Below are 18877 nucleotides of genomic sequence, written 5' to 3' on the forward strand. Positions count from 1 at the left end.
GCGCAAAGGCTTGCGCAAGCGTTTACGCCCGCCCGCCTCCCGTCGGTCTCACGTCTGCAACAGCACCACGCACGACTCCGCGGGCACGCGCAGCATCCCGCCCGCGTCCGGTGCCTCGACCGGCTCCCATGCGGCGAGCACGCGCACGGGGCGGGAGCCGAGCGGGATGGCGGCGGGTTCCGCGGCGAGGTTCACGGCCACGCGCACGTCCCCGCGCCGGAAGGCCAGCCAGCGTTCCCGCTCGTCGTAGGCCACCTTCGTGTCCGCGAGGTCGGGGTCGGTGAGGTCCGCCTGCTCGTGCCGCAGGGCGATGAGCTTGCGGTACCAGGCCAGCACGCGCGCGTGGGGCTCACGTTCGGGCTCGGACCAGTCGAGGCAGGAGCGTTCACGGGTCGCCGGGTCCTGGGGGTCGGGGACGTCCTCCTCGGCCCAGCCGTGCGCGGCGAACTCCCGCCGCCTGCCCCGCCGTACGGCCTCGGCCAGCTCGGGATCGGTGTGGTCGGTGAAGAACTGCCACGGCGTGCCCGCCGCCCACTCCTCGCCCATGAACAGCATCGGCGTGAAGGGCGCGGTGAGCACCAGGGTGGCCGCGCAGGCCTGGAGGCCGGGGGAGAGGGACGCCGCCAGCCGGTCGCCCTGGGCGCGGTTGCCGACCTGGTCGTGGGTCTGGCTGTAGCCGAGGAGCCGGTGCGCGGCCACGCGCGAGCGGTCCAGCGGACGCCCGTGGTGGCGCCCCCGGAAGCTCGAGTACGTGCCGTCGTGGAAGTAGCCGTCCATGAGCGTCTTGGCGACCGCCGTCAGGGGAGCGCGCCCGAAGTCGGCGTAGTAGCCCTGCGACTCGCCCGTGAGCGCGGTGTGCAGGGCGTGGTGGAAGTCGTCGTTCCACTGGGCGTGCAGCCCGAGACCGCCCTCCGCACGTGAGGTGATCAGCCGGGGGTCGTTCAGGTCGGACTCGGCGATCAGGAACAGCGGCCGGCCCGCGTCGGCGGAGAGGTCGTCCACCTCGGCCGACAGCTCCTCCAGGAAGTGGCGGGCGCGGGTGTCCGCCAGCGCGTGCACCGCGTCCAGCCGCAGCCCGTCCAGCCGGTAGTCCCGCAGCCAGGCCAGCGCGCTGCCCAGCAGGAACGCGCGCACCTCGTCCGAGCCGGGCGCGTCCAGGTTCACGGCGGAGCCCCAGGGCGTGTGGTGGGTGTCCGTGAAGTACGGCCCGAACTGCGGGAGGTAGTTGCCCGAGGGGCCGAGGTGGTTGTGCACCACGTCCAGAACCACGCCCAGACCGAGTTCATGGGCGCGGTCCACGAAGCGTTTCAACGCCTCGGGGCCGCCGTACGGCTCGTGCACCGCCCACAGCGAGACGCCCTCGTATCCCCAGCCGTGCTGCCCCGGGAAGGGGCACAGGGGCATCAACTCGACGTGCGTGACACCGAGTTCGGTGAGATGCCCGAGGCGCTCGGCGGCGGCGTCCAAGGTGCCCTCACGCGTGTACGTGCCCACGTGCAGCTCGTACAGCACCGCCCCGGGCAGCGGACGGCCGGCCCACTCGGCGCGCCAGGTGTACCGCTCGTGCTCGACGACCGCGCTCAGGCCGTCGGGACCGTCCGGCTGGCGGCGTGAGCGCGGGTCGGGCAGCACGGGGCCGTCGTCCAGCGCGAAGCCGTACCGGCTGCCGTCCCGCGCCTCGGCCTCGGCCGTCCACCATCCCGCGCGTTGCGGATCGCGCTCCATCGCGCGCGGGACGCCCTCGCACTGGAGCGTCACACGATCGGCCTGCGGTGCCCACACCTCGAACTGCACGGACGGTTCCCCTTCGTCTGTTCACCGTGATGTAGCCCTGTCCATGATGTTTCAAACGAGATCAATACACCGGTGAATCCGCCCCATTGTGGCTGGTGTCGCCGGGTACGCGCGCGGGGCGGCCGTTTCGGCGTCTTCTGGACACCCGGCGTTCGCTGTCCGACAATCACGAACGTGACGTCGTCCTTCGAGTTCAACACGTACCCCGCTCGGTTGTCCGACGCGGAGCGCGACAAGGCGCTGCGGGTGCTTCGTGACGGCGTCGCCATGGGCCGCCTCTCGCACGACACGTTCATCAGGCGCATGGAGCTGGCGCTCGCCGCCCGCCGCTCGGACGAACTCGCCGTGCTCACCGCCGACCTGCCCCAGGACAGCCGCGTCTCCCGCCTGGTGTTCGGCACCGTCGAGGCGGTGTCCGGTTTCGCGGTACGGCTGCGCAGGGCCTGGCAGGCCGAGCGGCTCCCCAAGCTGCTGCTGCCGCACCCGGGCAACGGCCACCCGCTGCGCATCGGCCGCGATCCCGCCAACGGCCTGCGGCTGACCCACGAGACCGTGTCCCGCGTCCACGCCGAGCTCAGGCGGCAGGGCGGCATGTGGGTGCTGCGCGACCTCGGCTCCACCAACGGCACCACGGTGAACGGACGACGGGTCATCGGCGCGGCCGTGGTCCGCGAGGGCGACCAGGTCGGGTTCGGGCGGATGGCGTTCCGGCTCTCGGTCGACTGAGCGGGCCCCGCCCGGCCGGGCGCACGGCACGACCGACTGAGCCGAACCTTAGCCATGGCCTGCGCTTTACCTGATGTGTTGACTCAAGTCCCTTTGCCCTTCGTGGTGTTGACGTACCCGTCAACTCGTGACTGACTGTGCGTACACCATGCACACCAGGTGAACCGACGGCACCGCATTGCGGAGGTGTGCCCTGCCGCCACTCCACCGCTACCCGACCGTCGACGAACTCGGCGCGCGCGCGGCCGCACTGGTCGCCCGTCATCCCGAAGACGCCCGACTGCGCCGGGCGGGCACCTCGCGCGCGGGCACGCCCCTGTGGCTGCTCTCCGTCGGCCACGGCAGCCGGCAGGCCCTCGTGGTCGCCGGCCCGCACGCCAACGAACCCGTGGGCGGCGCCACCGTCCTGCGGCTGGCCGAGCGGGCGCTCGCCGACCCGACGCTCACCGCGGGCGCCGACGCCACCTGGAACCTGCTGCTGTGCCTCGACCCCGACGGCCTGCGCCGCAACGAGGGCTGGCTGCTGGGCCCGTACACCCTGGGCCGCTACTTCCGGCACTTCTTCCGGCCCGGTTTCCTGGAGCAGCCCGAATGGCTGCCCGACGGCGCGGCCGCCGCCGTACTGCCCGAGACCCGCACCCTGCTCGACCTCCAGGACGAACTGCGGCCCTTCTTCCAGTGCTCCTTGCACGGCGTCGACGTCGGCGGCGGCTTCGTCGAGCTGACCCGCGACCTGCCCGGCCTGGCCCAGCGCGTCGCGCACACCGCGGACCGCCTCGGCATCCCGCGCGAACTCGGCCCGTACGACACGCTGTACTGGCCGCGCCTGGGGCCCGCCGTCTACCGGATACCGCCCCCGATCCCGGGTGACCTGGCCGCGGCCATCACCGAGGCCGCCGTCGAGTCGACGTGGTACCACCCGCACCGGCACGGCACGGTGACCGCCGTCGTCGAGGCACCCATGTGGGGCGTCGCGGCCGTGGAGGACGCCGGGCCGCCCGCCGACCGGGCCGGCGTGCTGCGGGCCGTGAGCCACGCCCTGCGGCAGGACGCGCGGCTCCTGGAGGTACTGCTGGACCGGATCCGCCCGCATGTCTCGGCCACCCCGGACGCGGCCCGCCTGATCGCCCCGGTCGAGGACTATCTACTGGTGTGCCCCGGCCTCGCCGACGCCTGGGACCCCGACGTCCCCGACGGCGCCCGCCCGCTGCCGCCCCTCAGCTCCGCGCACCTGGCCGCCCTGCGCATCGCCGGGCGGCGGCTGGCCCTGCGCACGGCGGGGCTGCTGCACCAGCTCGTGACCCGTTCCGGCGCCGATCCGGCCGGTGCGCTGCCCGAGCTGGACCGGCTGGTCGACGAGTGGTGCGCCGACTACCGCGACGGCTGCGGGGCGCGGTGGGTGCCGGTCGCCCGTCAGGCGGAGTACCAGTCGCGGGTCGTACTGGCCGCGTTCGAGCTCGCCGGGCGGTACGCGCCCGCGTGCTCCCGTTCGGGTGAGCCGGGGTGGGGTTCCCAGGCCGCCGTGCCGATGCATCGGGAATGACGCACACCACCACAGCAAAAGCGGCCCGGGTCTCCCTGCTGGCCGCGGCGGCCCTCCTCCTCGTCACCTCGTCCCCGGCCCGGGCGACGCCCCAGGAGGGCGTCCGGGGCGACTGGCTCTTCGTGACCGTCACCACCGGTGACGCCCGTTCCAGCGACACGCGCGGCACCCTGCTGCTGTGCGACCCGCCCCAGGGCCACCGGCGGGCCGCCGAGGCCTGCGCCCAGCTGGAGGCCGCCCTCGGCGACCTCCGTGCCATCCCGCTCCGGGACGTCCACTGCACGATGGTCCACGCGCCGGTGACCGCCCACGCGCGCGGGCGCTGGAACGGGCGCCAGGTCGACTACACGGAGACCTTCACGAACCGGTGCGTGATGGGCGCGCGCACCGGGGCGGTCTTCGCACTGGACGCCTGACGCCCACGCCGTGACGCCCCCGCACGCGCGCGGGGCGGTGGCACGCGGTGCGGCCGGTCGTCCCGTCCGGTCGTGTGCGGGGCGGTGGTCCGGTGGGGTCGGTCATCGTGCCCGGTCGCGTGTGCGAGGGTGCCGGCTGCCGTTGCGGGGGGTGGTCCGGTGCGGCCGGTCATCCCGCCCGCTCGCGTGCGTGCAGGGCCGCCGTGACCACCGTGCGGGACTGGTGCTCGACCTGGTGCTCCAAGGGCACCCAGCGGGCCCGGAACCGTACGGTGAAGGCGTCGCTCCAGTGCGCGACGAGCCGTTCGAGGCGCGGGGCCGCCGGGTCGCCGGTGTCCCGCAGGACCCGCAGCAGCATGGCCGCCGCCCGCAACGGCAGCCGGCGCCCGAACGCGTCCACGCTGCCGACGTACGCCCGGGTGTTGTCGGCGGGCGGCGTCCGCGCCCAGTCCGCGGCCAGCCCCGGCACCAGGTCCATGCTCCATCGGGCCGCCCGCAGCAGCGGGTCGTCGCGGTCCCGCAGCCCGGGCCGCGCGTCGGCGACCACCCGTTCCACCGCACGGGTGTCCCGCAGCAGCCGGCCCGCCAGCCGCCGCATCGCCGCCGCGGGGGCCGGGTGCGGCGCCGGATCGTCCACCAGGTCGCTCGCCCACATGGGCACCTCGACGACCACGGTCAGCCCGCCGTACCGGTGCGCGTGGTACCAGGTGCAGCGGCGCGCGTCGTCCGGCATGCTCGGGTACGCGGCGCCGGCTCCGGGCGCCGGCATCACATGCACCCCGGGTCCGGAGGCGGGCCAGCCCGCCGCGTCCGAGGCGCCGGTCTCCACCGGGATGTTCAGTTCCGCCGCCGACTTGGCGAACGGCTCGGCGAGCCCCGGCACGTCCTTCGTCAGCTGTATCCAGCTGCCGCCCACGTCGGTGCCGTGGAGGGTCACCTGGAGGTAGGGCCGCAGGTGGTCGATGACTCCCGTCAGGGCGCGCGTCTCGGGCGGCAGCCGGTCGGGCGGCACCAGGGACGGCGACCACTCCGGCTGCTCCGGCCCCGCAGGACGGTAGAAGCCGAGGTGGTACTCGAACAGGCTGCGTGGCGCCGGAGTGACATGCAGACGTGACCCGTCGGGATCCGCGCACAGCAGGAAGTGCCAGGACGTGTCGGACCTCAACTCCCTTTGGCGCAGCACTCGTTCGGCTACCGCGAGGAGCGTGGCGCCGCCGGCCGGTTCGTTGGAGTGGGCGCCCGCGACCACCAGGACGGCCCGCCGGGCGTGTCCCAGGGACAGCAGGTGCAGCGGCCTGCCCGCCCGGGAGACGCCCACCTGCCTCAGGGCGCAGACCTGGGGCCGGTGCGCGGCCAACGCCCGTGCCGACGAGATCAGTTCGGTCACCGTGGGGTAGCGCAGCTCCGGCAGGAGACTCACCCCCGTCACATCCGCCCGGCTTCGCAATCCGCAGTACCCCACGCTCCCGTTGACGTGTCAAGCACACCGAGGGGGAGCCTCCAGGGGGCGCCCGGACGCATTCACCGCCGCGAGCGGGCCGTGGGCGCCGACGGGGTCACCCGCGCCCGCACGGCCGCCGTGGCGCGGGCCATGGCACTCGCCCCTGGCGCGGCCCGCGCCCGTCCGGCGTCAGGAACGGCTCGCCGGCCCCTGGGGCAGCGTCGCCTGCGGTCGGAGTGCCGGGCCGCGACGGCGGGCCCGGCGTCCCAGCCGACGATCGGCCGGCTCCCGGTCGGTATCTCGGACGCGCACAGGCTCACCGGGTGCGTCCCTGTCGTCGCTCGCCACCGTGCGCCGGCCGTCCGGCACGAGCCCCGGGAGCACGCGCGGGCGTGAGCCGGGCGCGAGGACGATCCCACGGCGTGCGGCGACCTCGCGCACGCCCGGCGCTTCCGGCCCCTCGCGGGCCTTCCCCGCGCGCCCACCTGCCGTGCGCGGCCTCGTCCGCCGTGCGCTTCCCCGCAGTGTGCGTGCCGCCCTCCCACCCCCGTCCGCGGAGCCGTCGGCGCGGACCGTGCGGCCCGGGCCGCGACCCGCCCCGCGCGAGCGACCGGCCGCCTTCGCTCCCACGCCGCCGCCGCGACCGGCACCACCGAGCCTCCGCCGTCCTCCCGCGCGCCCGGGCCGCGCCCGGCCCGCCCGGCCCCGCTCAATGCCACCGGAACGCACTCGGCCCTACTCTGGCCCTGCATGGCCCCCGGGCCGCTCGGCCCTGCTTGCGCCTACTGGGTCCCGCCTGGCCTTGCTCGGGCCCGCTTGATGCCGCCCGGCCGCACTCGGCCCTGCATGGCCTCGCATGGCCCCGAACGGGCACGCTCGGCGGCCTGCTCGCGGCCTGCTCGGCCCCGTCCTTGTTCGGCCCGGCCTGGACCCGCTCCAGCCCGCTCGGCCCCGCTCAATGCCGCCCGACCGCACTCGGCCCCGCCTGGCCTGGCCGGGGCACGCTCAGCCCTGCTCGGCGGCCCTGCTCAGCGGCCCTGCTCGGCCCCGCTCAACACCGCCCGGCCCCGCTCAGCCCCGCCCGCCCCACCCCACTAGGGCAGCGGCGGAACCACCCCGGTCAGTCCTCCCGTACCCGCTCCAGCAGTGCCACCGGCAGCCGGTCGAGAAGCTCCGCCACGCGCGTGTGCCCCGTGAACTCCCGCTCCGGGGCGAGCACGTCGGCCCACCGTCCCGGCGGCAGCGGCAGCAGCGTGTCCCGCCAGCCGCCCGCCTCCGTCAGCCGCAGCGACATCCGGGTGACGGCCGTCAGCACCTCCCCGGAGCGCACGAACGCCACACAGTGGCCCGCCGCCGGGCCCTCCGCCGCCAGCGGCGCGTACGTCGCCGCGTCGCCGAAGAGCTCCGGCCGCCGCCCGCGCAGCCGCAGCGCCGCCCGCGTCACCGAGCCCTTGTCGCCGGGATCCTCCGGGGGGAACCGCACGGGCCGCCGGTTGTCCGGGTCGACCAGTGCCCGGTACTCGGCCTCCGTGCCCTGGTAGAGGTCCGGCACGCCGGGCATCGTCAGGTGGACCAGGGCCGTGCCCAGGACGTTCGCCCGGATGTGCGGCTCCAGCGCGCTCCGGAGGGCGGCCACGTGCTCACCCGGCGCCCCGCACGGCCCGGCCGCGACGAACGCCGCCACCGCCTCCTCGTACGCGGGCTCCTGCTCGGTCCAGCTCGTGTACATCCCCGCCTCGCGCACATGCTTCAGCAGCGCTTCCCGGACCCGCTCCGTCCGGGCCGGCCCGAGTCCGAACACCGTCTGCCAGGCCGCCCACGCCAGCTGCGCGTCCGGCACGCCCTCCCCGGAACGGGTCACCTCGGCCAGCGCGCCGGCCCACCGCTGCGGGCACTCGGTCAGCACCGCGAGAGCCGCCCGGACGTCCGCGCTGCGTTTGGTGTCGTGCGTGGACGCGACGGTCCCGCTCAGCGGCCAGTCGCGCTGCACGCGCGCGCAGTAGGCGTGGAAGTCCTCCGGTGAGACGGCCGGCGTGCCCGGGTCGCCGCCCACCTCGGTCGCCGACAGCAGCGGCACATAGCGGTAGAACGCCGTGTCCTCCACGGACTTGGCGCGCAGCGCCGAGGCGGTCTGCGCGAACCGCGTCCGGAACTCGACGTGCGCCGGCCCGTCACCGTGACGCCCGAGCACCAGGTCCCGTACGACGTCGACCGCGCCCGCCTCCTCGGGCACCGCGAAGGCGAGCCGGGCCTCGGCGGCGGCCTCCTCGGTGACGACGCGGGACGCGTCACCGCAGGCGTACGGCCGGTAGACCTCCAGGCGGACCAGGAGCTCCCGCAGGGCGGTGCGCAGCGCCCAGGGCGCGCGGTCGCGCAGCGCGGGTTCCGGCGAGGTGGCGCACAGCCGGGTCGCCACCCGCACCAGCCGGTCGACCTCGGTGGCCAGCTCGTGCGTGAGCACCTTGTAGGCCGCCCGTCGCACCGTCGCCGCCCAGTCGCCGCCCCGGTCCGTCTGCGGCGCCGCGAACCGCCGGTACTGGCCCAGAAGTTCCCCGGCGCCCGCCGGATCCGCGAAGAGGCCGTCGACGTGCCGCAGGGCGTCGTAGCCCGTGGTGCCCGCCACCGGCCAGGAGGCCGGCAGGTGCTCCCCGTCCGCCAGGATCTTCTCCACGACGGTCCACCGGCCGCCGGTCGCCTCGTGGAGCCGCCGGAGATAGCCGTCGGGGTCGGCCAGCCCGTCCGGGTGGTCGACGCGCAGGCCGTCGACCACGCCCTCGTGGAGCAGCTGGAGGATCTTGGCGTGTGTCGCCTCGAACACCTCCGGGTCCTCCACCCGCACTCCGATCAGCTCGGAGATGCTGAAGAACCTGCGGTAGTTCAGTTCGGTGCGGGCCAGCCGCCACCACACCGGGCGGTACCACTGGGCGTCCAGCAACTGCGGCAACGGCAGGTTTTCGGTGCCCTCGCGCAGCGGGAACACGTGGTCGTAGTAGCGCAGCAGGTTCCCGTCGACCTCCAGGTGCTCGATCTCCGCCCCGAGCGGCTGCCCGAGCACCGGCAGCAGCACCTGGCCGTCCTGTGCCTCCCAGTCGATGTCGAACCAGCGGGCGTACGGCGACTTCGGGCCCTCCCGCAGGACCTCCCACAGAGCGTGGTTGTGGCGGGGGGCCATCGCCATGTGGTTGGGCACGATGTCCACGACCAGGCCGAGCCCGTGCTCGCGCGCGGTGCCGGCCAGTGCCCGCAGTCCCTCCTCGCCGCCCAGCTCCTCCCGCACGCGCGCGTGGTCCACCACGTCGTAGCCGTGCGCGGACCCGGGGACGGCCTCCAGGACGGGGGACAGGTGCAGGTGCGAGACGCCGAGCGAGGCCAGGTACGGCACGACCGCCGCCGCCGCCCCGAACGGGAACTCACGCTGCAACTGCAGCCGGTAGGTGGCCGTCGGCGCCGTGGGGACAGATCGCTCAGGTGTCATGCAGAGCTACGTACCCGCCCCGCCGCGTTTCGTGTCATCGCCACCCGCACGGCCCTCATGAGCGTGGCGTGTCTCACGCGCGCGTGCCGCCGGCGACACCGGCACGCGCGCGTGGACGACACCTCCCCTACAGGGGTCGCTGGAGGACCACCATGCTCCGGTCCACCAGGCTGAGCCGGTCTCCGGCCTGCACCTTCGTGCCCGTGCCGGGGGGCACCGCGTCCGAGTGGGCGGTGTCGACGACCACCTCCCACTGCCGGCCGTGGTTGACCGGCACGACGAAGTCCAGCGTCTTGGGTGAGGCGTTGAACATCAGCAGGAACGAGTCGTCGGTGATCCGCTCCCCCCGCGGGCCCGGCTCGGAGATCGCGTTGCCGTTCAGGAACACGGTCAGCGCCGACGCCTGCGCCGAATCCCAGTCCCGCTGGGTCATCTCCTTGCCCTCCGGAGTGAACCAGGCGATGTCCGACAGTTCGCCATGGGCGCCCTCCACCGGCCGACCGTGGAAGAAGCGCCGGCGCCGGAAGACCGGATGGTCCCGGCGCAGCCCCACCATCGCGCGGGTGAAGTCCAGCACCTCGCGGCCGAGCCCGTCGTCGCCGGGCCACTCCACCCAGGCCAGCTCGCTGTCCTGGCAGTACGCGTTGTTGTTGCCGTGCTGGGTGCGCGCGACCTCGTCGCCGTGGCTGATCATCGGCACGCCCTGGGACAGCAGCAGCGTGGCGATGAAGTTCCGCATCTGCCGCGCCCGCAGCTCCAGCACCGCCGGATCGTCGGTCTCGCCCTCGGCCCCGCAGTTCCAGGACCGGTTGTGGCTCTCGCCGTCCCGGTTGCCCTCACCGTTGGCGTCGTTGTGCTTGTCGTTGTACGACACCAGATCGCGCAGGGTGAAGCCGTCGTGGCAGGTCACGAAGTTGATCGAGGCCAGGGGGCGCCGCCCGTCGTCCTGGTACAGGTCGGACGAACCGGTCAGCCGGGACGCGAACTCCGCCAGGGTGCGCGACTCGCCCCGCCACAGGTCCCGCACGGTGTCGCGGTACTTGCCGTTCCACTCCGTCCACAGCGGCGGGAAATTGCCCACCTGGTAGCCGCCCTCGCCCACGTCCCAGGGCTCGGCGATCAGCTTCACCTGGGAGACCACCGGGTCCTGCTGCACCAGGTCGAAGAACGACGACAGCCGGTCCACCTCGTGGAACTGCCGCGCCAGGGTCGCCGCGAGATCGAAGCGGAACCCGTCGACATGCATCTCGGTGACCCAGTACCGCAGCGAGTCCATGATCAGCTGGAGCACGTGCGGGGACCGCATGAGCAGCGAGTTCCCGGTGCCCGTGGTGTCCATGTAGTAGCGGGGGTCCTCGGTCAGCCGGTAGTACTGCGGGTTGTCGAGCCCCTTGAAGGACAGCGTCGGGCCCAGATGGTTGCCCTCGGCGGTGTGGTTGTAGACGACGTCCAGGATCACCTCGATACCGGCCTCGTGCAGCGCCCGCACGGCCGACTTGAACTCCAGGACCTGCTGGCCGCGGTCACCCCAGGAGGCGAACGCGTTGTGCGGGGCGAAGAAACCGATCGTGTTGTAGCCCCAGTAGTTGTTCAGCCCCATGTCGACCAGACGGTGATCGTTCACGAACTGGTGGACCGGCATCAGCTCCAGCGCCGTGACGCCCAGCTCGGTGAGGTGCTCGATGATCGCCGGATGGGCGAGGGCGGCGTAGGTCCCGCGCAGCTCCTCCGGCAGGCCGGGGTGCCGCATCGTGAGGCCCTTCACATGGGCCTCGTAGATCACCGTCTGGTGGTAGTCGGTGCGCGGACGCCGGTCGTCGCCCCAGTCGAAGTAGGGGTTGACCACGACCGAGGTCATCATGTGCGGCGCCGAGTCCAGGTCGTTGCGCTCGTCGGGCGCGTCGAAGTGATAGCCGTACACCTCCTCGCCCCAGTTGATCGAACCGCTGATCGCGCGCGCGTAGGGGTCGAGCAGCAGTTTCGCCGAGTTGCAGCGCAGACCGCGCTCGGGGGCGTACGGCCCGTGCACACGGAAGCCGTAGCGCTGCCCCGGCATGATGCCGGGCAGGTACGCGTGCCGGACGAACGCGTCGCTCTCGCGGAGTTCCACCGCCGTCTCCGAGCCGTCGTCGTGCAACAGACACAGCTCTACTCGGTCCGCGGCCTCCGTGAAGACCGCGAAGTTGGTGCCGGCGCCGTCGTACGTGGCACCGAGTGGATACGCCTCTCCAGGCCAGACCTGCATGGATACGACTCTTTCAGCTCAGGGGGGCCGCCGAAGGCGCCTTGGTCTTGAGTCTCCCCAAAAGTGAGGGAACCACCTATGACTTCCCTCCCTCTTACCGGATGACCAGTGTCCGTGGCGATCAACGACCGCGCCATGGACCGAAAACAGTGGGGCAAACACGTACTCCCGGGGACATTTGGGGGAGTAGGGGGAAGATGTGCGCAACGTAGTGCACCGCCATCTGGGCAAGGTGGTGGCCGGTGCGGCCATCGCGGTGGCCGGGACCGCCGTGATGATCGGAATCACCCTGCCGGGCACGGCGGGGGCCGACGAGACGGGGAGCACCCGCACGGCCGGACAGACCGCGGGACAGGCCGGACAGGGACAGGCCGGACAGGCGCAGGGGCAGGGCGAGAGCCAGGGCACGGCCGTCCCGCCCGGGGTCGTCCAGCAGGCACCCGCCGAGGGCGAGAAGGGCAAGGGCCGCGACCCGCTGACCGACGACGAGATCGCCCGGGTCGAACAGCTGGCGGTGAACCGGCAGCTGCTCGACACGAGCGAGGACGTCGACGGCGACCGCGGTCCGCAGCGCCTCACCGTCGACCTCGCCGAGCCGGAGGCCGCCGAGGTCGACGCGCCGGACGCGCCCCGGCGCGCCGAGGTGACGTTCTACGACTACCGGGACGACACCCTCGTCACCAGGACCGTCGACCTGGACAGCGGGAAGGTCGTGGACACCGCGACCCAGCGGGGCGTCCAGCCGCCGCCGGCGCAGGCCGAGAACGTCGAGGCGGTGGGCATGCTGATCGCCGACCCGCTCGGCGCGGGCCTGAGGGCCGACTACAAGGACGCCACCGGCAAGAAGCTCACGAGCGCGGAGCAGCTGCTGGTGACCGGCGGGATCTACCGGGCCACGCCCGGCGGGCAGCCCGCCGCCCTCGACCGGTGCGGCGAGCACCGGTGCGTGCGGCTGTTCCCGAAGGTCAAGAACGGGCCGTGGATCGACGCCAGGTCCGTGGTGATCGATCTGAGCGCCCGCAAGGTCGTCAAGATCGACAGCTGAGCCGCTCTCCGTCCACCGTCCAGACCCGCACCTCCTGCGAGGGAGTCACCTCTTCATGCACGTCAACAGAATCACCCGTGCCCGCACGCGCGCGGCCGTCGGCCTGTCCGTGGCCGCGCTGGCCGCCGGGGCCACGACCGGCGCGGGACCGGCCGCCGCCCAGCCGAAGGCCGCCGTCGCGGCCGCCGCCGAGTGCAGCGCCGACTACCGCATCGAGCAGCAGCTCGCCGGCGGCACCACCTGGCGGATGTGCTGGCGCTACGACAACAAGGCCGGGCTCGTCCTGGAGAACATCTCCTACCAGCCCAAGGGCGAGGCCCAGCCGATCAAGGTCCTCAACAGCGCCAGGCTGGGCCAGATCCACGTCCCGTACGACGACGGGAAGCAGGAGTTCGACGACCTGACCGGCTACAACTTCGCCCAGGGGCTGATGAACCTGGCGCCCGGCGAGTGCCCCGGCGGCACCATCAGGACCGTCAAGGTCCCGGACCTGTGGACCTCGCAGAACCCGAACGTCAAGGGCCTGTGCACCACCACCCGCTCCCGCGGCCACGCCTACCGCATGCAGGGCGACGCGGCGAACAAGGTCTACCAGGCGCAGGGCACGGACCTGCTCGTCTACACGGCCAACCAGGTCGGCTGGTACGAGTACATGACCGAGTGGCGCTTCCAGGACGACGGCACGGTCAACATGAACGTCGGCGCGACCGGCAGCCTCTCCTACGAGGACTACGACGCCGGCGACGGACGCGGCTGGCCCATCGGCAAGGGCGCCAAGTCCAAGGCCACCAGCCACAGCCACAACGTCTTCTGGCGCCTGGACTTCGCCCTCGACGGCTCCTCCAAGAACACGGTCGAGCAGTACGACTCGACGGTCACCGCGCCCGTCCGCGGACAGCAGGCCCCGACCACCAGCACCACCCGTACCAAGGTCACCAAGGAACTCGCGGCCGACACCAAGAACTACCGCTGGTGGCGGGTGGTCAGCGCGACCGGCAAGAACAAGGACGGGCACGCGCGCTCGTACGAGATCGTCCCCGGTGTCACCACCAAGTACCCGGGCCGCAGTTTCACCAAGCGCGACCTGTACTTCACCCAGTACAACAACTGCGAGCTGTTCGCCAGCAACAACCCGGGCGGCTGCAACGGCACGTCCGTCGACAAGTGGGTCAACGGACAGACCCTCACGCACCCGGTGACCTGGATGAACGTGGGCTTCCACCACATAGCCCGGGACGAGGACCAGCAGCCCATGCCGATTCACTGGCAGGGCTTCTCCATCGCCCCCCGGGACGTCACCGCCATGAATCCGCTCACTCCCGCCGACCTCGCGTGGCAGAACGGCGAATGGGACCCGCGTAGTTGAGAAACGACCTGTCCATCCGGCTGCACCGCCGACCGCTCCCGGAGTACCCTTCCTTGATCGTTGGGACGGGGAGTGCTCGGGGGAGCGGAAGGCGGTGCGCGGGTGGGCTCGGGAGGGCTGGAGCTGCCCCCTGGTGACGAGGGTCACCAGGGGAACTCCGCTGACGCCCCGCCCGGCACGGTGTCCCTGGCCCGGCCGATGGACGCGGGAGCGACGATCGGGCCGGAGCTGGACTGGGACGCCGAGGCCTGGCGCGAGGTGCGCACACGCGCCCAGCGGGCGGGGCGGGCCTACATCTGGCTGAACCTCGTCGAACAGCGGCTGCGCGCCGTCGTGGCCGCCGTACTGCGCCCGATCTACGAACCCGTCCACGGCGACGACGACTGGGTGGTCGCCGCGGCCGGCCCGGCCGGTCAGGAGTGGGTCCAGCGCGCGGTCGCGGTACGGGAAGTCAGCCGCCGCAAGGGGTACTTGCTCGACCCGGCCGACGACAACGTGCTCAGCTTCCTCACCCTGCCGCAGCTGCGCGAGCTGATGGTGCAGCACTGGCCGTGCTTCGAGCCCTACTTCGACGACCGCCGGGACGTCGAGCTGGCCCTGGACGAGCTGGAGGTCACCCGGAACGTCGTCTCGCGCAACCGGGCCCTGTCCGAGGCCGTGCTGAGCCAGGCCGAGCGGGCCTCCGCCCGGCTGCTGGAGATGCTCGGCACGGGCGGTGACGTGCCCTCCGCCCGCCGGCTCCCGGTGGACGCGGTCGAGGAGCTCGTCGGCGACCGGTACGCGGACGTGGTCGCCGTGCACGCGGACCGGGTGCGGCTGATGCGGCAGTTCCCCGCCGAGGACCTCTTCGGCAGCGCCCGCCGGCTCGACGCCGTGGGGATCGGCCTCAACCTGCTCGTGCAGAACTTCTCCGGGCGCCGCCTGGTGCGGCTCGCCGAGTCCGGCTGCCGGGTACGGCTGCTGTTTTTGAACCCGGCCTCCAGCTCGGTCAAGCGGCGAGAACGGGAACTCGGCATCAGGCGGGGCGAGTTGAGCCGGGCCGTCGAGATGAACATCCTGCACATGCGCCGGGTCCGCTCCAAGCTGCGCGACCCCGGGGCCTTCGCGATCCAGGTGTACGACGAGACGCCCCGCTTCACGGCGTACCTGGTCGACGGCGACGGCACGGACGGTATCGCCGTGGTGCAGTCGTATCTGCGGCGCTCGCGGGGGATGGAGGCGCCCGTGCTGGTCCTGCGCGGCGGCAGCAGGCTGGTCAAGTCGGGCGAGATCGACGACACCGGCCTCTTCCCGGTCTACCGCGAGGAGTTCGAGACGGCTTGGGCGGATTCGCGGCCGGTGTCCTGAGGGGTGCCGATGGTCCGGATCCCCGGCGCCCGGCCCGGGCGTGCCTGAGGGGATCCTGGGGGGATTTCACTCCCGGTGTCCCGAACTGTCCGGTCGGGCAAGCGGAACGCGGTCCTCGGATTGTCAGTGGCGCATGGGATCGTGGAGACCACTGGGGGAAAGCACCACCACGAAGGGGGACCACCCATGGGCTGGCACCGGGAGCTGCTGATCGGCTTCGACCTGGAGACGACCGGGACCGATCCGCGCGAGGCGCGCATCGTCACGGGCGCCGTGATCGAGGTCAGGGCCGGACAGCCCCTGGGGCACCGGGAGTGGCTGGCGGATCCCGGTGTGGAGATCCCGGCGGACGCGGTGGCGGTGCACGGCATCAGCAACGAGCGCGCGACCGGCGAGGGCCGGCCGGCCGACCAGGTCGCGGAGGCCATCGCGGACGTCCTGGTGACGTACTGGAAGACGGGCGTTCCGGTCGTCGCCTACAACGCGGCCTTCGACCTGACCCTGCTCTCCGCCGAGTTGCGGCGCCACGGACTGCCGTCCCTGCGCGAGCGCCTGGGCGGCCTCGACCCGGCCCCGGTCGTCGACCCGTACACGATCGACCGCTGGGCCGACCGCTACCGCCGCGGCAAGCGCAACCTCGAAGCGGTCTGTGAGGAGTACGGCGTGGTGCTCGACGCCGCGCACGACGCCTCGGCCGACGCCCTGGCCGCCGCCCGGCTGGCCTGCGCGATAGCCGACCGCCACCCCAAGGTGGCGGTGCTCGGCCCGGCGGAGCTGCACCGCCGCCAGATCGAGTGGTACGCCGAGTGGGCGGCGGACTTCCAGAGCTTCCTGCGCCGCAAGGGCGACGCGGCGGCGGTCGTGGACGGCGTGTGGCCACTGCGGGAACCGGCCGACGAGACGGTGTGAGCCGGGCCGCCGGGCCGACACGGGACGGTCAGCCCGCCAGCCCGCCAGCCCGCCAGCCCGCCAGCCCGCCAGCCCGCCAGCCCGCCAGCCGCCAGCCGCCAGCCGCCAGCCCGTCAGGCGTCAGGTCGGCACGGGGCGCGTGATCGGTGCGCCCGCTGGGTGATCCGTACGCGGTGCGCGGTCCGCGTGCCCGGTCCGGACAGGGACCGGTCCAGGCGCGCGGTATCGCGGTACTGACGATGCGGTACGGCCGGGGCCGGGGAACGGCATCCGTGTCGGTGACGACTCCGAGGCCGGAGGCGCGACTGTCGGGGAGGACGGGCAGGGCGCCATGTGCGTCGGCCGCTCGCCTCTCCCGGGCACTGGACCCACGCGCCGGGCCGCGCACAGTGCCCGCCCGGACGGCGGCCGGTCCCGCCTGCCGCGCCCCCCTGGGGACAACCGGGAGATCAGGCGCTGGTCAGTCTCTTGGGCGGGCTCGCGGTGCCCTCCGGGTGGGGTGAGCCTTCGGTCGTGGTTGTGGTCGCCGTCGCCGTCGTGGTCGTGCGGAGGGCGTCGGCGCGGTGGGCGCGCTCCACGGCCTGCCCCCAGTACGTCCCCGTGACCATGAGGGCCGCGCCCAGGCCGGTGAGCGGTGTGAAGTGCTCGCCGGCCAGGGCGACGCCCACCGCGGCGGCCCAGATCGGCTCGGTGCCCAGCAGCAGGCCGGCCCGGCTGGCGGAGGTGCGCTGCACCGCCCAGGTCTGCGCCAGAAAGGCGAACACACTGCAGAACAGGGCCAGATAGACCAGCTGGGCCCAGGTCGCGGCGTCGGTGCGGGCCAGATCGGGCAGGTCACCCGCGGCCGGCAGCAGGAACAGGGCGCAGCCGACGAGGGTCTGCACGGTCGTCAGCTGGAGCGGGCGTATCACGCGGCCCGCGGTGAGCCGGCCGATGAGGGCCACGTGCGCGGCCCGGACCAGGGCCGCGCCGAGCATCAGCAGATCACCGAGGCGGGGTGCGTGGAACCCGTTGCCGGACATGAGGAGGCCGACGGCGAGGACGCACACGCCGGCGGCGGCGTAGAACGCGGGAGGCAGCCCGCCCGGGTGACCGGTGCGGTCGAGGAAGGGGGTGAGGACGATGGTCAGGCTGATGATCAGCCCCGCGTTGGCGGCGGTGGTGTGGGCGACGCCGTACGTCTCCACGACCAGGACGGCGGCCTGGGTGAGGCCGAGCGGCACCCCGGCCCGCAGCTCGTCGCGGGTCCACCGGCGGGAGCCCGGCCGGGCGCCGGTGCGGGCGGCGACCAGACCGAGACAGGCCACCGCGGACAGGGCGTACCGCATGAGCAGGACCAGCAGGACGGGGAGGGCCGCGGTGGCGGTCTGGGCGGACAGATAGCTCGAACCCCAGACCAGGGCGACCAGGAGGAGTACCGCGTCGGTACGGCGGGTGTCGGACACCCGCCCACCGTGCCCTGCGCAGATCCTGAAGCCCAGAGCCACTTCCTTCAACGATCTTTTAGCAACGCTACAGAATGCTCCTACACTGAGGCGATGGACGAACGGCAGCTGCGGATCCTGCGGGAGCTGGGCGAACTGGGCAGTGTCACCGCGGTCGCCGAGGCGTTGCTGGTGACCCCGTCGGCGATCTCGCAGCAGCTGCGGCTGCTCCAGCGCTCGATCCCGGTACCGCTGACCGAGCGCGACGGGCGGCGGCTGGTGCTCACCGACGCCGGGCAGGCGCTGGCGGGCGCGGCCATCGAGGTGGAGACGGCGCTGGCGCGCGCCCGGCACACGGTGGAGGAGTTCGTGGGCCGGCCGGACGGGGAGGTGTCGGTGGCGGCCTTCCACAGCGCGGGCGCGGCCTTCTTCCCCCTGCTGCTGCGGGCTTTCGCCGGCCCCGGGCATCCGGTGCTCGCGCTCGCCGACGAGGACGTGACCCAGGACGACTTCCCGCGGCTCACCCGGGAGTACGACCTCGTGCTCGCCCACCGGCTCGACCACGCCCCGCCGTGGCCGCGCGCGGTGACCGCGACGACGCTGCTGCGCGAACCGCTGGACGTGGCGCTCCCCGCCGGTCATCCGCTGGCCGCGAAGCGACGGCTCACCCCGGCCGACGTGGCCGACGAGCCGTGGATCACCGTGCACGACGGCTTCCCGGTCATGGCGACGATCGAGGCCATCGCCGCGGCGGCGGGCCGCAGGCTCCGTCTGGCCCACCGCATCAACGAGTTCGCGGTGGCCGCCGAAGCCGTCGCCGCGGGCGGCGGACTGGCGCTGATGCCCCGCTGGACGACCCGCCCGCACCCCGCCCTGGTCCTCAGACCACTCGCCGGTGTCCAGGCCCGCCGCCACATCGACGCCCTCCACCGCCCGGAACGCACCGCGCGCGGAGCGGTCCGCACGGTCCTGACGGAACTGCGGCGCGCGGCGCGTACCATCCGCGACCGCGACCCCGACGCTCACGCCTCGGGCGAGGGATCCGCGACGGACGCCTGAACCGAGCCGGAACCAGCCCGTCCCGTCCTGGCCCGTCCAGTCCCGTCCAGTCCCGTCCAGTCCCGTCCAGTCCCGTCCCGTCCAGTC

The 18877-nt window shown here is 73.3% G+C and carries 13 protein-coding genes; 8 read left to right on the top strand and 5 right to left on the bottom strand.

Annotated features, from left to right (window positions below; translation table 11 throughout):
* Positions 1-48 precede the first annotated feature (48 nt).
* The gene (treZ, locus tag QQS16_RS31120; protein ID WP_286065375.1) at positions 49-1794 is read right to left on the bottom strand and encodes a malto-oligosyltrehalose trehalohydrolase; all 1746 of its coding nucleotides are present in this window, start codon (positions 1792-1794) and stop codon (positions 49-51) included.
* Between the two features lie 174 nt (positions 1795-1968).
* On the opposite strand from treZ, the gene QQS16_RS31125 reads away from it, so the two are divergent.
* The 3 genes from QQS16_RS31125 (at position 1969) to QQS16_RS31135 (ending at position 4479) form a co-directional block, all read left to right on the top strand.
* Complete coding sequence (locus QQS16_RS31125) at positions 1969-2520, top strand: FHA domain-containing protein (RefSeq protein WP_286065376.1); 552 nt, start codon at positions 1969-1971, stop codon at positions 2518-2520.
* Between the two features lie 178 nt (positions 2521-2698).
* Positions 2699-4063, top strand: a complete 1365-nt coding sequence (locus tag QQS16_RS31130; RefSeq protein ID WP_286065377.1) for a M14 family zinc carboxypeptidase — start codon at positions 2699-2701, stop codon at positions 4061-4063.
* Positions 4060-4479: an SSI family serine proteinase inhibitor gene (locus QQS16_RS31135; protein WP_286065378.1), complete on the top strand. Its 420-nt coding sequence runs from the start codon at positions 4060-4062 to the stop codon at positions 4477-4479. The genes QQS16_RS31130 and QQS16_RS31135 overlap by 4 nt, the downstream gene beginning before the upstream one ends.
* Positions 4480-4648: 169 nt before the next feature.
* Here QQS16_RS31135 and QQS16_RS31140 read toward each other — a convergent pair whose 3' ends face one another.
* The 3 genes from QQS16_RS31140 to glgX all read right to left on the bottom strand — a co-directional run bounded on the left by QQS16_RS31140 (position 4649) and on the right by glgX (position 11640).
* A complete protein-coding gene (locus QQS16_RS31140) occupies positions 4649-5899 on the bottom strand; it encodes a M14 family zinc carboxypeptidase (protein ID WP_286065379.1) in 1251 nt (416 codons plus the stop codon).
* 1141 nt (positions 5900-7040) lie between these two features.
* Positions 7041-9395 (bottom strand): malto-oligosyltrehalose synthase, encoded by a 2355-nt coding sequence (treY, locus tag QQS16_RS31150; RefSeq protein WP_286065380.1) that lies wholly within the window; start codon positions 9393-9395, stop codon positions 7041-7043.
* Between the two features lie 127 nt (positions 9396-9522).
* A complete protein-coding gene (gene glgX, locus QQS16_RS31155) occupies positions 9523-11640 on the bottom strand; it encodes a glycogen debranching protein GlgX (protein ID WP_286065381.1) in 2118 nt (705 codons plus the stop codon).
* Between the two features lie 199 nt (positions 11641-11839).
* Between glgX and QQS16_RS31160 the strand changes: the two genes are divergently transcribed.
* The 4 genes from QQS16_RS31160 to QQS16_RS31175 all read left to right on the top strand — a co-directional run bounded on the left by QQS16_RS31160 (position 11840) and on the right by QQS16_RS31175 (position 16307).
* Entirely contained in the window at positions 11840-12685 is an 846-nt protein-coding gene (locus tag QQS16_RS31160; RefSeq protein ID WP_286065382.1) for a Tat pathway signal sequence domain protein, read from the top strand.
* Positions 12686-12740: 55 nt separating this feature from the next.
* Positions 12741-14051 (top strand): copper amine oxidase, encoded by a 1311-nt coding sequence (locus QQS16_RS31165; RefSeq protein WP_286065383.1) that lies wholly within the window; start codon positions 12741-12743, stop codon positions 14049-14051.
* Between the two features lie 102 nt (positions 14052-14153).
* Positions 14154-15398: a DUF5919 domain-containing protein gene (locus QQS16_RS31170; RefSeq protein WP_286065384.1), complete on the top strand. Its 1245-nt coding sequence runs from the start codon at positions 14154-14156 to the stop codon at positions 15396-15398.
* Positions 15399-15584: 186 nt separating this feature from the next.
* A complete protein-coding gene (locus tag QQS16_RS31175; protein WP_286065385.1) occupies positions 15585-16307 on the top strand; it encodes a 3'-5' exonuclease in 723 nt (240 codons plus the stop codon).
* Positions 16308-16756: 449 nt separating this feature from the next.
* Here QQS16_RS31175 and QQS16_RS31180 read toward each other — a convergent pair whose 3' ends face one another.
* Positions 16757-17752: a DMT family transporter gene (locus tag QQS16_RS31180; protein WP_286065386.1), complete on the bottom strand. Its 996-nt coding sequence runs from the start codon at positions 17750-17752 to the stop codon at positions 16757-16759.
* A gap of 93 nt (positions 17753-17845) precedes the next feature.
* Between QQS16_RS31180 and QQS16_RS31185 the strand changes: the two genes are divergently transcribed.
* Positions 17846-18790 carry a LysR family transcriptional regulator gene (locus QQS16_RS31185; RefSeq protein ID WP_286065387.1) on the top strand — a complete coding sequence of 315 codons (945 nt, stop codon included), beginning with the start codon at positions 17846-17848 and terminating at the stop codon, positions 18788-18790.
* The last annotated feature ends 87 nt before the right edge of the window (positions 18791-18877 follow it).

Source organism: Streptomyces sp. ALI-76-A, from assembly GCF_030287445.1.
GTDB lineage: Bacteria > Actinomycetota > Actinomycetes > Streptomycetales > Streptomycetaceae > Streptomyces.